This window comes from Mycobacterium sp. M26, from assembly GCF_001494595.1.
In the GTDB taxonomy this organism is placed as follows: Bacteria; Actinomycetota; Actinomycetes; order Mycobacteriales; family Mycobacteriaceae; genus Mycobacterium.
This window is the reverse complement of record NZ_LN929908.1, coordinates 661,426-677,080: the sequence shown is the minus strand read 5'-3', so window position 1 is coordinate 677,080 and position 15,655 is coordinate 661,426. Positions and strand designations below refer to the sequence as shown.

General features: G+C 66.8%; 17 protein-coding genes and 1 pseudogene. 9 read left to right on the top strand and 9 right to left on the bottom strand.

Annotated features, from left to right (window positions below):
- Positions 1 to 11: 11 nt before the first annotated feature.
- Genes sodC through BN3385_RS28600 form a run of 3 tightly spaced genes read right to left on the bottom strand, consistent with a single transcriptional unit; the run spans position 12 to position 1,414 of the window.
- The gene (sodC, locus tag BN3385_RS12750; RefSeq protein WP_059017110.1) at positions 12 to 653 is read right to left on the bottom strand and encodes a superoxide dismutase[Cu-Zn]; all 642 of its coding nucleotides are present in this window, start codon (positions 651 to 653) and stop codon (positions 12 to 14) included.
- Positions 654 to 662: 9 nt separating this feature from the next.
- Positions 663 to 1,175: a nitroreductase family deazaflavin-dependent oxidoreductase gene (locus BN3385_RS12745; protein WP_197415207.1), complete on the bottom strand. Its 513-nt coding sequence runs from the start codon at positions 1,173 to 1,175 to the stop codon at positions 663 to 665.
- Between the two features lie 56 nt (positions 1,176 to 1,231).
- Positions 1,232 to 1,414, bottom strand: a complete 183-nt coding sequence (locus BN3385_RS28600; RefSeq protein ID WP_197415340.1) for a hypothetical protein — start codon at positions 1,412 to 1,414, stop codon at positions 1,232 to 1,234.
- On the opposite strand from BN3385_RS28600, the gene BN3385_RS29325 reads away from it, so the two are divergent.
- Entirely contained in the window at positions 1,401 to 3,068 is a 1,668-nt protein-coding gene (locus BN3385_RS29325; protein ID WP_353612226.1) for a fatty acid desaturase, read from the top strand. The genes BN3385_RS28600 and BN3385_RS29325 overlap by 14 nt on opposite strands.
- A gap of 1 nt (position 3,069) precedes the next feature.
- Here the strand turns inward: BN3385_RS29325 and BN3385_RS12735 are convergent, their stop codons facing one another.
- Together BN3385_RS12735 and BN3385_RS12730 are read right to left on the bottom strand one after the other, a co-directional pair.
- Positions 3,070 to 4,398, bottom strand: a complete 1,329-nt coding sequence (locus tag BN3385_RS12735) for a phenylacetate--CoA ligase family protein (RefSeq protein ID WP_059017109.1) — start codon at positions 4,396 to 4,398, stop codon at positions 3,070 to 3,072.
- A gap of 3 nt (positions 4,399 to 4,401) precedes the next feature.
- The gene (locus BN3385_RS12730; protein ID WP_059017108.1) at positions 4,402 to 4,848 is read right to left on the bottom strand and encodes a cupin domain-containing protein; all 447 of its coding nucleotides are present in this window, start codon (positions 4,846 to 4,848) and stop codon (positions 4,402 to 4,404) included.
- Between the two features lie 187 nt (positions 4,849 to 5,035).
- Between BN3385_RS12730 and BN3385_RS12725 the strand changes: the two genes are divergently transcribed.
- Together BN3385_RS12725 and BN3385_RS12720 are read left to right on the top strand one after the other, a co-directional pair.
- Positions 5,036 to 6,514, top strand: a complete 1,479-nt coding sequence (locus BN3385_RS12725) for an amino acid ABC transporter substrate-binding protein/permease (RefSeq protein ID WP_059017107.1) — start codon at positions 5,036 to 5,038, stop codon at positions 6,512 to 6,514.
- Complete coding sequence (locus BN3385_RS12720) at positions 6,511 to 7,284, top strand: amino acid ABC transporter ATP-binding protein (RefSeq protein ID WP_059017106.1); 774 nt, start codon at positions 6,511 to 6,513, stop codon at positions 7,282 to 7,284. Before BN3385_RS12725 ends, BN3385_RS12720 begins: the two co-directional genes overlap by 4 nt.
- On the opposite strand, the gene BN3385_RS12715 is transcribed toward BN3385_RS12720, so the two are convergent.
- From BN3385_RS12715 to BN3385_RS29320, 3 genes and pseudogenes are all read right to left on the bottom strand, one after another.
- Positions 7,281 to 8,741, bottom strand: coding sequence for an alpha-L-fucosidase (locus tag BN3385_RS12715; protein ID WP_059017105.1), 1,461 nt, complete (start codon positions 8,739 to 8,741; stop codon positions 7,281 to 7,283). The genes BN3385_RS12720 and BN3385_RS12715 overlap by 4 nt on opposite strands.
- A gap of 9 nt (positions 8,742 to 8,750) precedes the next feature.
- Positions 8,751 to 9,428, bottom strand: coding sequence for a PE-PPE domain-containing protein (locus tag BN3385_RS29190; RefSeq protein WP_286141759.1), 678 nt, complete (start codon positions 9,426 to 9,428; stop codon positions 8,751 to 8,753).
- Between the two features lie 115 nt (positions 9,429 to 9,543).
- A pseudogene (locus BN3385_RS29320) lies at positions 9,544 to 9,939 on the bottom strand (PE-PPE domain-containing protein); the annotation flags it as partial.
- Positions 9,940 to 10,443: 504 nt separating this feature from the next.
- On the opposite strand from BN3385_RS29320, the gene BN3385_RS12705 reads away from it, so the two are divergent.
- The 4 genes from BN3385_RS12705 to BN3385_RS12690 all read left to right on the top strand — a co-directional run bounded on the left by BN3385_RS12705 (position 10,444) and on the right by BN3385_RS12690 (position 12,922).
- Positions 10,444 to 11,448, top strand: coding sequence for a hypothetical protein (locus tag BN3385_RS12705; protein ID WP_059017103.1), 1,005 nt, complete (start codon positions 10,444 to 10,446; stop codon positions 11,446 to 11,448).
- A 95-nt stretch (positions 11,449 to 11,543) separates the two neighbouring features.
- A complete protein-coding gene (locus BN3385_RS12700; RefSeq protein WP_231748723.1) occupies positions 11,544 to 11,999 on the top strand; it encodes a hypothetical protein in 456 nt (151 codons plus the stop codon).
- A gap of 51 nt (positions 12,000 to 12,050) precedes the next feature.
- Positions 12,051 to 12,482, top strand: coding sequence for a MarR family winged helix-turn-helix transcriptional regulator (locus BN3385_RS12695; RefSeq protein WP_059017102.1), 432 nt, complete (start codon positions 12,051 to 12,053; stop codon positions 12,480 to 12,482).
- 17 nt (positions 12,483 to 12,499) lie between these two features.
- Positions 12,500 to 12,922, top strand: coding sequence for an organic hydroperoxide resistance protein (locus BN3385_RS12690; protein WP_059017101.1), 423 nt, complete (start codon positions 12,500 to 12,502; stop codon positions 12,920 to 12,922).
- On the opposite strand, the gene BN3385_RS12685 is transcribed toward BN3385_RS12690, so the two are convergent.
- Positions 12,919 to 13,284 carry a cupin domain-containing protein gene (locus tag BN3385_RS12685; protein ID WP_059017100.1) on the bottom strand — a complete coding sequence of 122 codons (366 nt, stop codon included), beginning with the start codon at positions 13,282 to 13,284 and terminating at the stop codon, positions 12,919 to 12,921. The genes BN3385_RS12690 and BN3385_RS12685 overlap by 4 nt on opposite strands.
- Positions 13,285 to 13,467: 183 nt before the next feature.
- Here BN3385_RS12685 and BN3385_RS28595 point away from each other — a divergent pair, with 183 nt between their 5' ends.
- Positions 13,468 to 14,721 carry a histidine phosphatase family protein gene (locus BN3385_RS28595; protein ID WP_197415206.1) on the top strand — a complete coding sequence of 418 codons (1,254 nt, stop codon included), beginning with the start codon at positions 13,468 to 13,470 and terminating at the stop codon, positions 14,719 to 14,721.
- An 80-nt stretch (positions 14,722 to 14,801) separates the two neighbouring features.
- Complete coding sequence (locus BN3385_RS12675) at positions 14,802 to 15,653, top strand: IclR family transcriptional regulator (protein WP_231748722.1); 852 nt, start codon at positions 14,802 to 14,804, stop codon at positions 15,651 to 15,653.
- Positions 15,654 to 15,655: the final 2 nt, after the last annotated feature.

The following is a 15,655-nucleotide window of genomic DNA, read 5'->3' as shown; positions in this document are numbered from 1 at the left end:
GCCTGTTGACGTCAGCTGGGCGGGCTGATCACCGCGCACGCCACCCGCTTGCCGGCATCACCGGTGGCCATGGTCTGTTCGTCCGGACCGGGCTTGCCGTCGACGGTGTAGCGCTGCGGAATGTTGGCGAAGTTATCGGCGCCCTCGTGGATGATCAGCGCGGTGCCCTGCGGCCCGGTGAGATCGGCCTTGGTGAACGCCTCAGTGGTGGTGACCAGCTTGGCCGACCCGTCGGGCCGGACCTGAAGTGAGGTCAGGTCCCCACTGGCCGGGTGGCTGGTGTGCCCGCTGACCTGGAAGTGCCCGCCCGCGGAGTTGAAGTTGCCCGGCGCACCGCCACTGGGGGCCACCGAGTCGGCCTCGCACTTGCCCACCGAGTGGATGTGCAGACCGTGGAAGCCGGGTGTGAGGATGCCACCCTCGACGGTCTCCACCGTGATGGTGGCGTAGCCGCCCGAGAAGTCGAACGTGGCATTGGCCACCGGCTTGCCATCCGGTGTCTTCAGTTGCGTCACAATGCTTTCCGCGCCGGATGCCGCGGTCGAGGAGCTCGCCGACGAGGACTGGCTCTGCGTGGAACTGTTGGAGCAGGCGGTGACGAAGGCAACGGGGAGGATCAGCGCGGCGACGCCGGCGCGCACAGGTGTCAACATCTTCGCAGCCTACCCGCGCCGCGAACCCCGCCAAACGTCGGAAATCGTGGGCCGAAACGCCACCAGGGGAAGCTGGCGCACCAGCCGGTCACGGGCGGCCGGGCTCCCGTCGTAGTGCCAGCCGACCAATGCCGTCAGCACCCGGCGTACCACCGGCCGCACCCATCGGTGCCGCCGCTCGTAGTCGGCGATGACGGCGGCGGCCTCGTCCGGGCCCAGCACCCGATGCTCGGCGGCGAACGCCGCTCGCCCGATCTCGATGCGGGCGGGCGAACCGGCGTGCAGGTTGCGGAACCAGTCCGTGGTGGGTCCGAGTCCGGCGATCACCACGATCTCGTCGCCGTCGATGGCGAGGACCTCGAGCACCGCGCGGTACTGCTTGCCCGAGGTCCGGCCCCGATGTGTCAGGCAGAGGAACCGCCGGCCCAGCAGCCAGCCGAGGCCGTGGTCGTAGAGCCGGACCGGTGTGCGCCACATGATGGCCGCATACCCGCACCGGGCGAGGTGAACACTGACCCTCATTGGCAAATACTGGGCGGTTGCTCCGAGCAAACAAGGCAAAACCTGTGAGCAGCCTTCTACAGGCGCAGGGCGTGGCTTCCGGTACCCCGACACGTCGGCGTGGCAATGGGGATAACGTTTGCGGTCTTGGTCTCGAAACGGTAAACACTGAGCATGCCCTCACCGGCGTCCGCCGCCGCCTCCGTGTCTCCTGGATGGCGCGACCGCAAGCGATACTTCTGGTTGTTGAGCACGATCATGCCCGGGATGGTCGGCCTGTCCTGGCTGTGCGTGTTCTTCCTCGGGGACCGGGCGTTCTGGTGGCTGGGGCTCGTCCTGGTATTCGCGATCGGCCCGGTGCTCGACTACCTCGCCGGCGCCGACAGCGCAGGTCCCTCGGACGGGGCGCTGCTGTCGCTGGAGAAGGATCCGTTCTATCGCTGGGCGACCTACCTGTACCTGCCCTGCCAATACCTGTCGCTGATGTTCGCCTGCTGGCTGTGGGCCGGTGGCGGCTGGGTTTCGATGAGCGTCGTCGACAAGCTGGGGCTGATGGTCGCCGTCGGCATCGTCGGCGGCTGCGCCATCAACGTCGCCCACGAGATCGGCCACACCAGTCAGCGCACCGAGAAGCGGCTGAGCAAGATCGCTCTGGCGCAATGCTGGTACGGCCACTTCCCGGTGGAGCACAACCACGGCCATCACGTGCGGGTGGCCACCCCCGAGGATCCGACGAGTTCGTGGCTGGGCGAGAGCTTCTACGCGTTCCTGCCCCGCTCGGTGGCCGGCCGGGTGACGACCGCGTGGCGGCTGGAGGCTCGCCGGCTGGCCCGCCGCGGCCGCTCGCCGTGGTCGCTGCAGAACGAGGTACTGACCGCGTGGCCGATGAGCCTGGCGCTCTATGCCGGCCTGGCGGTCTGGTTCGGCCCGGTGGTGTTGCCGTGGTTGGCCGGCCAGGCAGTGGTGGGGATCTGCCTGCTCGAGATGGTCAACTACATGGAGCACTACGGGTTGCGCCGCCAGAAGCTCCCCAACGGGCGCTACGAGCGGGTGCGCCCGGCACACAGTTGGAACAGCAACAGCGTGCTGTCCAACATCTTCCTGTTCCACCTGCCGCGGCACTCCGACCACCACGCCAACCCGCTTCGGCCCTATCAGGCACTGCGGCATTTCGACGAGGCACCGGAGTTGCCCGCCGGATACGCGGCGCTGCTCCCGCTGACGCTGATCCCGCCACTGTGGCGCCGGGTGATGGACCACCGGGTGATCGCGCACTACGGCGGTGACATCCGGCTCGCGGCTTTGCCGCCGAATCATCCGCTGATGGCTCAGAATGAAGCGTCACCCCCGCCACCGGGGTACTACGGCCCGCCCATGCCACCGGGTGGGCAGCCGCCGTCCTCACCCGGCATGAAGGTCGGCTGGATTGTGTTGGCGCTGTTGGTCGTCGGCCTACTCATCGGTGGCGGTGCGATTGCCTTCACCACCCTGTTCGCCACCAAGACGGTCACCTCGACGCCCACCACCCCGAAGATCTCCGGGGGCGGCGGACCGTTCAGCCCGACCGCCGAGCCGGAGAGCCCGATACCCACCGCCGCACCCGAGGAGCCGCCGACGACAGCGGCCACCGTGGAGACCTCGGCCCCCGGGCAGAGCGTCAGCGTCTCGGGGATCGAGGAGCGCAAGACGATCGCGTGCAACGACAACCCGGTCACCGTCAGCGGGGTGGAAAACACGGTCGTCATCACCGGACACTGCACCCGGCTGGAAGTCTCCGGCATGAACAACACCGTCACCGTCGACTCCGTTGACGTGATCAGCGCATCCGGGATCGAGAACAAGGTGACCTACCGCTCGGGTTCACCGACGATCGACAAGTCCGGCTTCGACAACATCGTCGAGCAGGGCGGATAACTCAGCGCAGCGGCACGAATCGGCTGAGCTTGCCGGTGTTCGGGTTGCGATCCAGTCGCGGCACCGTCCGTACGGTGATCTCGGCAGACGCCAGCCCGTAGCGCCCCACCGCAGCCACCAGTGTGTGCGCCACCGACTCGTCCGGGGAGCCGACGACGGCGATATCGGCACCGGTGGCGGTCTGGGTCACCTGGTACTCGGTGATGCGCGGGTCGGTGCCCAGGACGTGCCGAAAAGCACTGGCGGGCACGGTGACCGAGCCGTAGACGAAATCGTCGTCGCGGCGGCCCGCGACCTCGGCCACCCGGGCGAAGGCGCTGCCGCACGGACACGGTTCGGACAGCAGGGTGATCTCGTCACCGAGGTCATAGCGGATGAACGGAAAGGTCCGGTTGGCCAGTCCGGTGGCCAGGGTCCGGCCGTCCACCCGCTCCAGGATCACCTCATCCTCACAGATGTGCAGGCCCTCGCCGTATCCGCAGCCCACGGCCTGGACACCGATTTCCGTTGAGCCCCAAAGGTTGTGGATCACCGGGTCCCAGGCCCGGCTGATGGCATCGCGGTCCTCGGGCAGCAGCGGCTCGGAGTTGGTGCTCACCCGCCGGGGGGCGATCGACAGGTCGCCGGCCAGTGCAGCACGGGCCAGCCGCCCGATCACGCTGGCGTAGCCGACCAGATGGGTGGGTGCCGCGGCGGCCACATTGGCCAGCACCTCGTCGAACGGCGCGCCCGCCTCGATCACCACCGTCTGCATCCCGTCGACAGTCGGCACGTCGAACAGCGGCGTGCTGGCATGCGGTGGGAGGGCGGCGCTGATGACCGCCAGCCGGGTGGGACCCGGCTGCGCGGCCCGGCGCTCGTCGCGGGCCTGCATCCGCCAGGCCAGCGCGGCCGCGCTGGCGAAAAACGGCCAGTCCCAGACGTATACACCGCGCACACCGGTGGACCCGCCGGAGCTGAACACCTGCTGATCGTGGGCGGTGTAGGAGAACCAGGACTGTTCGGCCAGGATCCGTTCGGCACCGGCACGGTCCAGGTCGCCGACGGTGATGACCTGGTCCCAGTGCTCCTGGGCCTGCTGTTTGGTCATCGCGGGCACCGCGGCCAGATCGGCGACGGTGGCCGTGTCGGGGTCGATATCGCGCAGCCGGCGGGCGTGGAACGGTGAACGCTCCCGGGCGTAGCCGAGGAGCAGCCGCAGCCGCCGGTCCCGATGGTGTTCGATACGCTCCCGCGGCCAGTCCAGCCGGCCCACATGGTCATCGAGGGCGGCCGCCACCGCATTCAGGTGGGCGGCTCGCAGTCGCTGGTAGTCAGCCTTCCCCGTCATGGCCTATTTCGCGCAGGCGTCGGGGGCGTCACCGCGCACCGGGGCGTCGACCGGCAGCGTGTAGGTGATCACCACCTCGGCCACCTCCCCGGTCTCGTTGGCCACCCGGTGCGGGACACCGGCCGGGATCAGAACCGCCTGTCCCGCACCGTAAGTCACCGCCGAGCACGCGGTGGCGGTCTGCAGTGCCACCGCACCGTCGGTGATGACCGAGTACTCCGGTCCGGGGTGGGTGTGCCATCCGCTGCTGGCGCCGGGACTGATGGCCAGTTCCTGGACCACCAGGGTGGCCGGGCCGTCGGTGTTGATCGCCACCGGAGCGTCGGTGGTGCCCGTGGCCAGATCGGTTCGGGTGGTGTCGCCCTCGGGCGGGGTGGCGCCGGCGGTGGACAGTGGCGCCGACGCAGCCAGCACAGCGGCGGCGACCGCGACGATCACTCGGACACTCATGGCACTCCTCCTGGTGGTCCTGCCGGTCCAGGGTGACCCACGTGGCACCGTAACGCCAGCAGAATCCCAGCCGCGGACACATATTGACGCATTCGTCGATATCTGGTGTCGCCGTTACACAGCAGGAGCACCGCCGGAGCACTAGCGTGAACGACGCCCAAATACGCACGGTCAGGGAGGCCAATACATGGGAGCTGACACGTTAAGGCGCGGCCTGAGCCGATGTAGGTTACGCCGCGCGAGCGCCATCACCGTCCTGGCGGCCGTCCTGTTCGCCACGCTGTTCGGCGCCACGCTGCTCTCCCCCGGCAAGGCTGCCGCCGACGGCGAGACCTATGTGATCGCCACCGACACCACCTTCGCCCCGTTCGAATTCCAGGACAAGCAGGGCAATTTCGTCGGCATCGATATGGATCTGATCCGCGCCATCGCCGAGGATCAGAAGTTCAAGGTCGACATCAAACCGCTGGGTTTCGACGCCGCACTGCAGGCCGTGCAGGCCAATCAGGTCGACGGTGTCATCGCGGGCATGTCCATCACCGACAAGCGCAAGCAGGTGTTCGACTTCTCCGAACCCTATTTCGAGTCCGGCATCCAGATGGCGGTGCTCAAGACCAACAACGACATCAAGTCCTACGAGGATCTGCGCGGCAAGCGGGTGGCGGTCAAGAACGGCACCCAGGGCGCCACCTTCGCCAACTCCATCAAGGATAAGTACGGCTTCCAGGTGGTCTCGTTCGCCGACTCGTCGTCGATGTTCGACGAGGTGAAGACCGGCAACTCCGCTGCGGTGTTCGAGGACTACCCGGTGCTGCTGTACGGCATCGCGCAGGGCAACGGCTTCAAGACGGTCACCCCCAAGGAGGATCCGACCGGCTACGGGTTCGCGGTGAACAAGGGCCGCAACGCCGAACTGCTCTCGAAATTCAACGCCGGCCTGAACAACCTGAAGAAGTCGGGCCGCTACGACCAGATCATCAACAGCTACCTGGGTGAGGGGGCGAGCACCGACGACAACTCGTTCCTCGGCCTGATCAAGAGCACCTCGCCGATGCTGTTGGCCGGCCTGAAGATGACCGTCATCCTCACGGTCGTCTCGATCGCCATCGCCCTGGTACTCGGCGTGATCTTCGGCCTGTTCCGGGTGTCGCGGTCGATTTGGCTGCGCGGTATCGGCACCACGTTCGTCGATATCTTCCGCGGCACACCACTGCTGGTGCAGGCGTTCTTCATCTACTTCGGCATCCCGTCGGCACTGGGCTTCCAGATGAGCGCGCTCACCGCGGGCATCATCACGCTGTCGCTCAACGCCGGCGCGTACATGACCGAGATCGTGCGCGGCGGTATCCAGTCCGTCGACAAGGGGCAGATGGAGGCGGCCCGCAGCCTCGGCATCGGCTACCTGCCGACGATGCGCAAAGTGATTCTGCCGCAGGCGATCCGCACGATGGTCCCGTCCTACATCAACCAGTTCGTGATCACGCTCAAGGACACCTCGATCCTGTCGGTGATCGGCATCGCCGAGCTGACCCAGACGGGCCGGATCATCATCGCCGGCAACTACCAGTCGTTCAAGATGTGGCTGATCATCGGTGTCATCTACTTCATCGTGATCATGGCGCTGACCAAGCTCTCGGATCGCCTCGAGAAAAGGATCGTGAAATGACCGAGCTCATCCCCGAGGCCGCGGCCGCCGAGCCCGCGGGCACCGTCAAGATCCAGATCGAGAACCTCAAGAAGGCGTTCGGTGAGCTGGTGGTGCTCGACGGCATCACCACCGACATCAAGCAGGGCGAGGTGGTCTGTGTCATCGGACCGTCCGGTTCGGGCAAGTCGACGTTCCTGCGCTGCCTGAACAAGCTGGAGGACATCACCGCGGGCAAGGTGGTAGTCGACCACTTCGACCTCACCGATCCCAAGGTCGACCTGGACAAGGTGCGCCAGCACATCGGCATGGTGTTCCAGCACTTCAACCTCTTCCCGCACATGACGGTCCTGCAGAATGTCACACTGGCGCCGCTGCTGACCAAGAAGATGGACAAGGCCGCCGCCGAGAAGAAGGCGATGGATCTGCTCGGTCAGGTGGGGCTGGCCGAGAAGGCGGGCGTCAAACCGTCCACCCTGTCCGGCGGGCAGAAGCAGCGCGTGGCCATCGCCCGCGCACTGGCGATGAACCCGTCGATCATGCTGTTCGACGAGGCCACCAGCGCGCTGGACCCGGAGATGGTCGGTGACGTCCTGGAGGTGCTGCGCCAACTCGCCCTGGGCGGGATGACGATGGTGGTGGTCACCCACGAGATGGGCTTCGCCCGCGAGGTGGCCTCCCGGGTGATCTTCATGGCCGACGGCAACATCGTCGAGGACGACACCCCCGAAGAAGTGTTCGGCAATCCGAAAAGCCCACGGCTGCAGGAGTTCCTGTCGAAGGTGCTCTAGGCGGGGCGCGCCCCGTGGCCGAGGCTCAGCACGGCGGCCGGTGACACCGGCATCCGCTCGGGCAACCGCAGGCGCAGCATGCCGTCGGTCACCGACCACGCAACTGGCTCGTCGAGTCCGAGCATCCGCACCTCGGTGACACCGCCGGCGTCGATGCCGCGGATGCCGAACTCGCGCGCGGAGAGGTCCAGCAGGATCGCGTGTACGGCCCCGTCGCGCTGGGTGAATCGGACACCGCCACCCTCGGTGGTGGTGGTCTGTGCGACGAGCCAGGGCCGGGTGCCGTAGATCGCGTCGCCGTTGACCGCCAGCCACTGCCCCAGCCCGCGCAGCGGGGTCAACTGTTCGACGGGGAACCGGCCGAACTGATCGGGACCGATACCGATCAGCAGGTTGCCGTTCTTGGCGACGATATCGGCGAACGAGCGAACCAGTTCGGTGGTGGTGACGATGTCCTCGGGGCGCTCATTGCGGTTGGCGCCGAAGGAATGTCCGACGCCGCGGGTGGACTCCCACTTCTTGGTCTGGATGCTGTCGTACTGCGCGTACTCCGGGGTGCGGAAGTCGTAGTGGTGGGTGGCCGGGAAGGTCAGTGACTTGCGGTCCTCGGGGATGATCGACCAGAACCGCTGCACCAGTGAGCCACCGAGCCGGGCCAGCGCGTCACTCACCGCGCCGCGGTGACCGGGCGGCTCGATCCAGCGGTCGTTGATCACCCCGTCCGGCACCGCGTTGTAGTACTCGGCGAACAGCGCGGCCAGATCGCCACCGGCGGGCCAGCAGATGTCGTTCCACAGCACCGAGGGCCGGTAGCGCTCGATCAGCTCCCGCACATGAGCGGTCGCGTACCTGACGTAGTCGGGCGTGTGCGGGACGGCAAGGAAGCTGTCGGCCGGGTTCTCCAGCAGCGCATCGTTATAGGGCCAGTCGTAGCCGCCGGAGTAGTACAAGCCCATCCGCATCCCGGCATCGAGCACCGCCTCCCGCAGGTCACCGACGAGGTCGCGGGTGGCGTGGTAGCGACCTTTGCGGGGGTGTGGCAGTTCGGTGGGCCACAAGCAGAATCCTTCGTGGTGTTTGGTGGTCAGCACCACGTAGTGAGCACCGGCGTCGCGGCAGGTCGCGGCGATGGCCGCCATGTCGGCGGTGGCGGTGCCCTCGTCGAAGACCGGCACGAAGTCGTCGTAATCGGCCTCGGGTCCGTAGGTGTCGCGGTGGTGGTACCAGGTGGGACTGCCCTGGATCCGGCTGGTATTGAGATACCACTCGGCATAGGGGTTGTCCCGCAACATCTCTGCGGGCCCATTCTCCTTCAGCAACTGCTGGATGTCAGGCACCTGCGGGGCCCAGCCGGGCACCGAGTACAGCCCCCAGTGCAGGAAAACACCGAGCTTGGCGTCGTCGTACCAGCCTGGCAGCGGGTGCGCGCCGACCGATTCCCAGGTGGGTTCGTACATGTTTGCAGGCTACGCCGCATCTGCAGAGGCGGTCCGGTGCCGGGCGGTTCCGGCCGTGGATCGCTTTGCGGTCGTTGGCTTTTGGGCGGCCGACGGGGGATGTGACGGCCGGCGACTGTGCGCCACCGCAGGTCCGCCGGGGCGCAGGTCCTCGACGAACGCGCGCACACCCTGATGGATCGCCTCGGTGAGCTTGCCGGGCAGCTGCTGGAGGCGCTCCGGCCTGGTCTGCAGCTGCAGGGGCACCGGGGTGGCCGGGCCGGCGTCGTAGTCGTAGGCGGCGTCGACCAGGACCGTCAGTGCCGGCTCAACCAGGTCGAGCAATACCGGTGGCACCCCGAGCACCGCGGCGGGCACCAGCAGTGGCAGTCGCGGCGGTTTGAGGGTGATGTAGGTGATGTTGCCGACGGTGGTGTCGGGTAACGCCCGCGGCGTGGTGGTCAGGTCGGCCGGGAAGTAGTTGGCGTGCAACAGCAGGAAGGCCACCCCAGAGTTGGCCAGCGCCAACAGGTTCAGCGGGTTGACCGGGAAGTCGGAGATCGGGTCGTACTGCCAGCTGACATCGAGCACCGGGTAAGCGGTATCGGCGGGGGTGGCGCCGTCCAGTCCGACCCCCAGGAACGGGACGGTGACCCCCGGAAGGCGGGCCGCGATTCCGCCGTTGGGCCGGTTCATGTTTCCGATCACCACGAGCGCCGTCCAGTCCGACCCCCAGGAACGGGACGGTGACCCCCGGAAGGCGGGCCGCGATTCCGCCGTTGGGCCGGTTCATGTTTCCGATCACCACGAAGCTCAGGTCGCCGGTATGCGGCGAGCCGGCCGCGGCGAGCGCCCGCAGCTCCCGCACCATCACGTTGGCACTCGACGAATAGCCGACCGCCACGATGGGTTCGCCGGGCCGGTCGTGCAGTGTGCGGGTGATAGCGGCGTCGAGGTTGGCTGCTCCGGTCTGCTGTGACTGTTCGAAGGTGGTGTACCCGTCCCAGCCGAAAGTGAGGGGCGTGGCGGCAGGCCAGTCGATCAGCTGGTAGTCGTAACCGCGGTAGGGCGAGTCCGGATTGCTGGGATCGAAGTACCCGCGCTGGTACTCACCGAGGGCAATCAGCTGCGGCAGCGGGCTGGTCTGCGGGTAGACGGGATTACCGCCCAACAATGAGCGGATGTAGCCGGGCACCAACTCACCGCCGTTACCGGACATCGCCAGCACCGTGCCGGCGGTGGCGTCGGGAGCCGGCGCCGCCGTCAGGCCCGCCGCCAGGGCGACCGCGGCCATGCATACGCCGAACCGGTGGGCCGTTCGCTGCCGATTCGCCACGACCCTCCCTTCGGCTCCGGGAACACCGCAACCTTAAGGCCAGATCGCGTTGCTCAGACCGTTATTGCAAACAGAAGAACCAGTGTGCTGTTTACTTCATGATGCAAAATTTGCATCTGCATACGCCGTCAGCAAACTAATAACCATAAGCTGCTATCGAGCGTGTCTTATCAGTTTGCCAGTGTTTTCGAGTGGTATTTCTGACGCGGCTAGTACTAATCCACTATGCGAAGGTAATGCCAGCTAGACCAGCAATACCGGTGCCACGCCGCGGGAAATGACGCGCAACTTACCCCGAAGATAATTTTTGCTGAAACGCATTCATCTCAGATTCTTCTCAGGTAGCTTCCTGAAATCACGTCAACCCTCCTGGAAAGGGGCAGTCCCATGCAGATTGCCGTACGGTCCCACCTCATCGCCGGCATCGCCATGCTCGGCGCCGGCGCCATCGCCGTTGCGCCGATGGCGCCGACCCACGTGGCGGCACTGCCGACGCGCGCCATCGCGGTGGAGAACACCGCCATGGTGCTGCAGCCGGTCAATCCGTTCGAGGCGTTCTCGCCCGTTCTGGAGGCGACGTTCGCCGACGTCTACACCGCCATCCAGTCCGAGATCGACGATCCGCTGCCGATCGTGCGCAGCGTGCTCGGCAACCAGACCAAGTATCTGTTCGCCGTCACCACTGCCGTTGCGGGCGGCGCATGGACTCTGGGCAGTGCGGCATTCGCCCTGCCCGGCCAACTGGTGATCGCCACCCAGCAGGCACTCGCCGGTGATGTCGAGGCCGCGATCCAGACGATCCAGACAGCGACCCTCGGGGCGCTGACCGAGGTGACAGACCAGGTCGTCGGCACGGTACAGAAGGTCCTCCAGCAGCAACTGGCCGTGGCCCAGAACCTGGTGGTCGCGATTCCCGATGCGGGCGGCCTGGCGTTCGCCGCGACGGTGAACGCCGTCAACACCATCATCGCCGCATCCATCAAGGCCGGTGAGAATCTCACCGAGGCCATCAAATCGCTGAAGCCCGTGGCGATTTGGAACGCCGCCGTGCAGGGCGCTGCGGATGTCGCACTGGTGACCGAGCAGGTGACCATCGGCACCGGCGTTCCGGTCGAAGCGGTGGAACTGCCCGCCCTCGAGGAGACCGTGGCAGCCAAGGCGATCGTCGAGAAGACGCCCCGCAGCATCCGCCTCGGACTCGAGCAGGGCCGGGTCCTCATCAACCGGGCTATCAACGGCGGGTTGAGCGACGCGGTCAAGCGGACAGCCGCGGCGACGACCGACAGCGATGGCGGCGGGTCGGCCAAGGCCGACTCCGACTCCGGTTCCGACGGCGGCTCGCACAGCAAGTCCACCGGCGGATCCAAGCGGGCCAAGCACGCGGCCGACTAGCGCACGGACCTTCGGCCCCCGCTCCCCCACTCCGGAAGCGGGGGCCGATTGGCGTTTCCGGCCAATGCCGCCGCGACCGGACGTAGCGTGGGCGGATGAAGGCCGTATCGCTCAGCCTGGCCGGTGCCGCCGTCGCCATCGTGCTGGCCGCCCCGGCGCAGGCGGTCCCGAACACCGCTTGCACCCTGAGCACACCGGTCCAGGACGTCACCGGCGTGCGGCAACTGCCGCCGGCGCTGACCGCCCTGCTTCCACCGATCGCCGATATCGGAGCACCATTCAACAGCACCGACTCGGTGCTTGACCCATCCCTGCCGTTCCGGCGCCTGATCCGGGCGGGCCATCGCGGCGATGACTGGTTTCTCTGGTACGAGCACGGCGGCATCGGCTACTTCTGGCAGGCGGCCGTGATTCACGTCGACGGCGACGCGGCTACTCCCGTCGCCAGCTGGGGCACGGTGTCGGACACGTTGTGCTCGACTACCGACGCCGCGCTGGCAGGCCGGGTTCCGCCCTACCCCGCGGGCACCTGGGCGGCGGGAACTTACTAGGCCCGCTCAATTAGGTTGTGCACAATTTAATTGTGTCCTATAGTTGTCGGCGTGACCGCTCCACGACTCGACGATCAACTGTGCTTCGCGCTGTACTCGGCGTCGCGCGCAGTGACGGCCGCCTATCGGCCGGTGTTGGCCGAACTCAACCTCACCTACCCGCAGTACCTGGTCCTCCTGGTGCTGTGGGAAGAGGGGCACGCCAATGTCAGTCGATTGAGCGAGCGGCTACACCTCGATTCGGGCACCCTCTCGCCGTTGCTCAAGCGGCTGGAGGCCATCGGCTACATCAGCAGGGAGCGTTCCGCCGACGACGAACGTCGCGTGGATATCGTGCTCACCCCGACCGGAAAGCGGTTGCAGCACAAGGCAGCCTGCATCCCCGAGCGGCTGATGGAGTCCTCGGAGATGAGCCCGGAGGAGATTGTCGCGCTCCGCGACGCAGTGCTGCGCCTGTCCGAGGCAGTGCTTTCCCACCACTGAATCAGAAGGGATTTGACATGAAGGTTCTCTACACCGCTGAGGCCCTGGCCACCGGCGAGGGACGTGACGGACACGGCCGCACCTCCGACGGCAAGGTCGACGTCGCCCTGAGCATCCCGAAGGAAATGGGCGGCTCCGGCGTCGGCACCAACCCCGAGCAGCTGTTCGCGGTCGGCTACGCCGCCTGCTACCACTCCGCACTGCGCCTGGTCGCCCGTCAGGAGAAGGCGGACGTCTCGGATTCCTCTGTCGGAGCCCGGGTTTCGCTGGGCACCAAGGACGACGGCGGGTTCACGCTGGCGGTGGAGCTTGAGATCACCCTGCCCAATGTCGACCACGAGACCGCCGTGGCGCTGGCCGAGAAGGCGCACCAGGTGTGCCCCTATTCCAACGCCACCCGCGGCAACATCGACGTCGCGCTGACCGTCACCGACGACTAGTGGCCGTAATAGTCGTTGCCCTTTGAGAATTCGATGAAGGTGCAGGCCTGATTGCCGACGCTCCAGGCGTCATGCCCTGGCGGGAGCAGCATCACATCCCCGGCGCTGAAGACGTCCTCGGAGCCGTCGGCCATCCGGACCGCGAGGGCGCCGCTGGTCACCAGAGCCACATGGGGTAGTTCGCACAGATCCGTGCCGGCGTACTCCTTGAGGTCATTGGACCAGCGCGCGCCCTCGTGGAAGGTCACCTCGGTGACCGAGACACCGTCCAGATTCGCGGTCTTCTTCGAGATCAGGCCGTGTACATCGGATTCGACGTCGGTCAGTCGGGCCTTCTGCATGGCGGGGTTGTAGCCGGGCATCACCCATCTCCTCTGCGGTTCGCGGTCGACCAGTGGATCCCATGCTCGCCGCACAAACCAGATATCGGCTCAGCCTGATCTAACTTTTTCTCTCGATCCCGAAAAATGGGATTGCGTCTTGATGATCGTTTACCTCCCGTTCACCGTGAACTGTCCTCATCAACGAAGAGAAGGAAGTTCCTCATGATCGGTGCTTCGGATTCCGGCGCCACCGGCACGCGTCGCCGAAAGTTCGGGAGATACCTCGGCGCCGCTGCTGCCTCGGTCACGCTCCTGGTCGCCGCCGCGATCCCCGCCGCCGCAGCCGAGCTGATGACGGTGACGTTCGTGCGGCACGCCCAGTCGGCAGGCAACGCCTCGGGTCTGATCGACACCTCCGTGCCCGGCCCGCACATCACCGAACTCGGCCAGACGCAGGCGCAGGCCGTCGCCGACAAGCTCGGCAATAACAACTACGACGCCATTTATGCCTCGACCATGATCCGCACCCAGGAGACCGCGGCACCGATGTCGGAGTACCTCAACCTGCCGGTCACGGTGCTGCCCGGGATCCAGGAGATCGAAGCCGGCAAGTACGAGGGCACCCCCGAGTCGCAGGCTTCCACCGGCTACGCCGTGGCCCCGATCAAGTGGCTGCAGGGCAATCTCACGCCGAGCATCGACGGCACCAGCGACACCGTCAACGGCACCCAGTTCAACGCCCGGATGGCCGCGGCGCTCCAGACGATCTACGACAACGGTGACCGCAACGCCGTCGTGTTCTCGCACGGCGGGGCGATCATGTTCTGGACGCTGATGAACGCCAAAAACCTGACCCTGGTGCAGAAATTCACCATCCTGCAGACAGCCGCGCTGAAGAACACCGACTACGTGGTCATCGAGGGCAACCCGGAGGACGGCTGGACCCTGGTGAACTGGAACGGCAAGCTCTACAGCACCGAACCCACGCTCGAGGCGCAGGTGGCGCTTCAGGTCCGCACGCTGACCCGTCAGCTGGCGGCCTCTGCCCAGCAGGTTGTCGACGCACTGAAGACCCAGGACATCACCAAGGTGATCGCCGCGGTCCAGCAGGGTGTCTCGGATGCGGCCTACTCGTTCGTGAAGTTCGGCCGCAACGTCGGCCCGAAGATCACCACCGCGATCACCGCGGCGGTCGAGGATCTGAAGGCCCAGATCATCAGCAAGCTGCCGACGACCTCGGCCAGCAGCGCTGCCTCCACCACCCCGGTGAGCGCCGCGGCGATCCGTGCCGCGGCCGCGGACACCTCCTCGGCGGCGGCCGAGACCGGTAGCGCGACCAAGGCGACCTCGGCCAAGTCCGAGGCCCGGTCCGCCGGCGCGACGTCCGGCGCTTCCGACGACACCGCGGGTGCGGGCACCGGCGGATCGACGAGCAAGTCGACCGGCGGAAGCGCGCGGCACCGCGACGCTGCCTGATATCGCTGAAGGTCGGCCCTTTCCCACGGGAAAGGGCCGACTTTCGTACAGTCGAGCCTGACGCACGCAAGGAGATGGTCGTGACACAGTCGGCGCGTACCCGCGCGACCCGGGAGCCGTCGTCGATGGTCACCAAGGTGACGGCGGTGATGAACGTCTTCGACCGCGCCGGTGTGGTGCTTCGGCTCGACGAGGTGGCCGCCAGAACCGGACTGTCGCGCTCGTCGGTGCATCGCATCCTCACCCAATTGCGCAGCACCGGAATGCTCCAGCACGGTCCGGGCGGCTACCGGGTGGCCACCTCGTCACTGCCGGTGTCCCGGATGGTCGATCACTCACAGCTGCGCGGTGCGGCATCGCCGGTGCTGCGGCGGTTACACACCGACACCTCGCTGGTGGTGCATCTCGGCGTCCTGATCGGCGCCGACATTCTCTACCTGGACAAGGTCGCCAGCCGCTCGCCCATCTCGGTGCCGACCCGGGTGGCCGGGCGCACCCCGGCCCACGCCAGCGCACTGGGCAAGGCGATGCTGGCCAAACTCCCCGCCGAGGACGTCGACCGGCTACTCGCCGGACCGCTGCGAAAGTGCACTGCGGCAACGATATCCGAGCTGCCAATATTGCATCAGGAGCTGGCCCGGATCCGTTCCCGGCACGGTCTGGCCTACGACGACGGCGAGCTCGCGGTGGGCCTGTCCAGCATCGGCGCCCCGATCGCCCTCGGCGACGGCGAGCTCGCCGGGATCTCGCTGACCGGCACACTGCCCGCCCACCGGCTGACCAGGGTGGCCCCCTTCCTCACCCGGGCCGCCCGCGGCATCGCCGAACAGCTCGGCAGCACAACGGCATCCGATCAAGGTGACACCGTGACCGTCACCGACGACATGCTCTCGCGCGTGCTGCGCACGCTGTCCTCCGATGACTGGGTGTGACG

Coding starts and splice junctions, on each gene's coding strand:
- BN3385_RS12735 (WP_059017109.1), bottom strand. CDS start 4,398: ATGACGGGGAAGGCTGACTACCAGCGACTGCGAGCCGCCCACCTGAAT.
- BN3385_RS12730 (WP_059017108.1), bottom strand. CDS start 4,848: ATGAGTGTCCGAGTGATCGTCGCGGTCGCCGCCGCTGTGCTGGCTGCG.
- BN3385_RS28600 (WP_197415340.1), bottom strand. CDS start 1,414: ATGATCGTGCTCAACAACCAGAAGTATCGCTTGCGGTCGCGCCATCCA.
- BN3385_RS12725 (WP_059017107.1), top strand. CDS start 5,036: ATGGGAGCTGACACGTTAAGGCGCGGCCTGAGCCGATGTAGGTTACGC.
- BN3385_RS12700 (WP_231748723.1), top strand. CDS start 11,544: ATGAAGGCCGTATCGCTCAGCCTGGCCGGTGCCGCCGTCGCCATCGTG.
- BN3385_RS28595 (WP_197415206.1), top strand. CDS start 13,468: ATGATCGGTGCTTCGGATTCCGGCGCCACCGGCACGCGTCGCCGAAAG.
- BN3385_RS12685 (WP_059017100.1), bottom strand. CDS start 13,284: ATGCCCGGCTACAACCCCGCCATGCAGAAGGCCCGACTGACCGACGTC.
- BN3385_RS12705 (WP_059017103.1), top strand. CDS start 10,444: ATGCAGATTGCCGTACGGTCCCACCTCATCGCCGGCATCGCCATGCTC.
- BN3385_RS12715 (WP_059017105.1), bottom strand. CDS start 8,741: ATGTACGAACCCACCTGGGAATCGGTCGGCGCGCACCCGCTGCCAGGC.
- BN3385_RS12720 (WP_059017106.1), top strand. CDS start 6,511: ATGACCGAGCTCATCCCCGAGGCCGCGGCCGCCGAGCCCGCGGGCACC.
- sodC (WP_059017110.1), bottom strand. CDS start 653: ATGTTGACACCTGTGCGCGCCGGCGTCGCCGCGCTGATCCTCCCCGTT.
- BN3385_RS12745 (WP_197415207.1), bottom strand. CDS start 1,175: ATGAGGGTCAGTGTTCACCTCGCCCGGTGCGGGTATGCGGCCATCATG.
- BN3385_RS12690 (WP_059017101.1), top strand. CDS start 12,500: ATGAAGGTTCTCTACACCGCTGAGGCCCTGGCCACCGGCGAGGGACGT.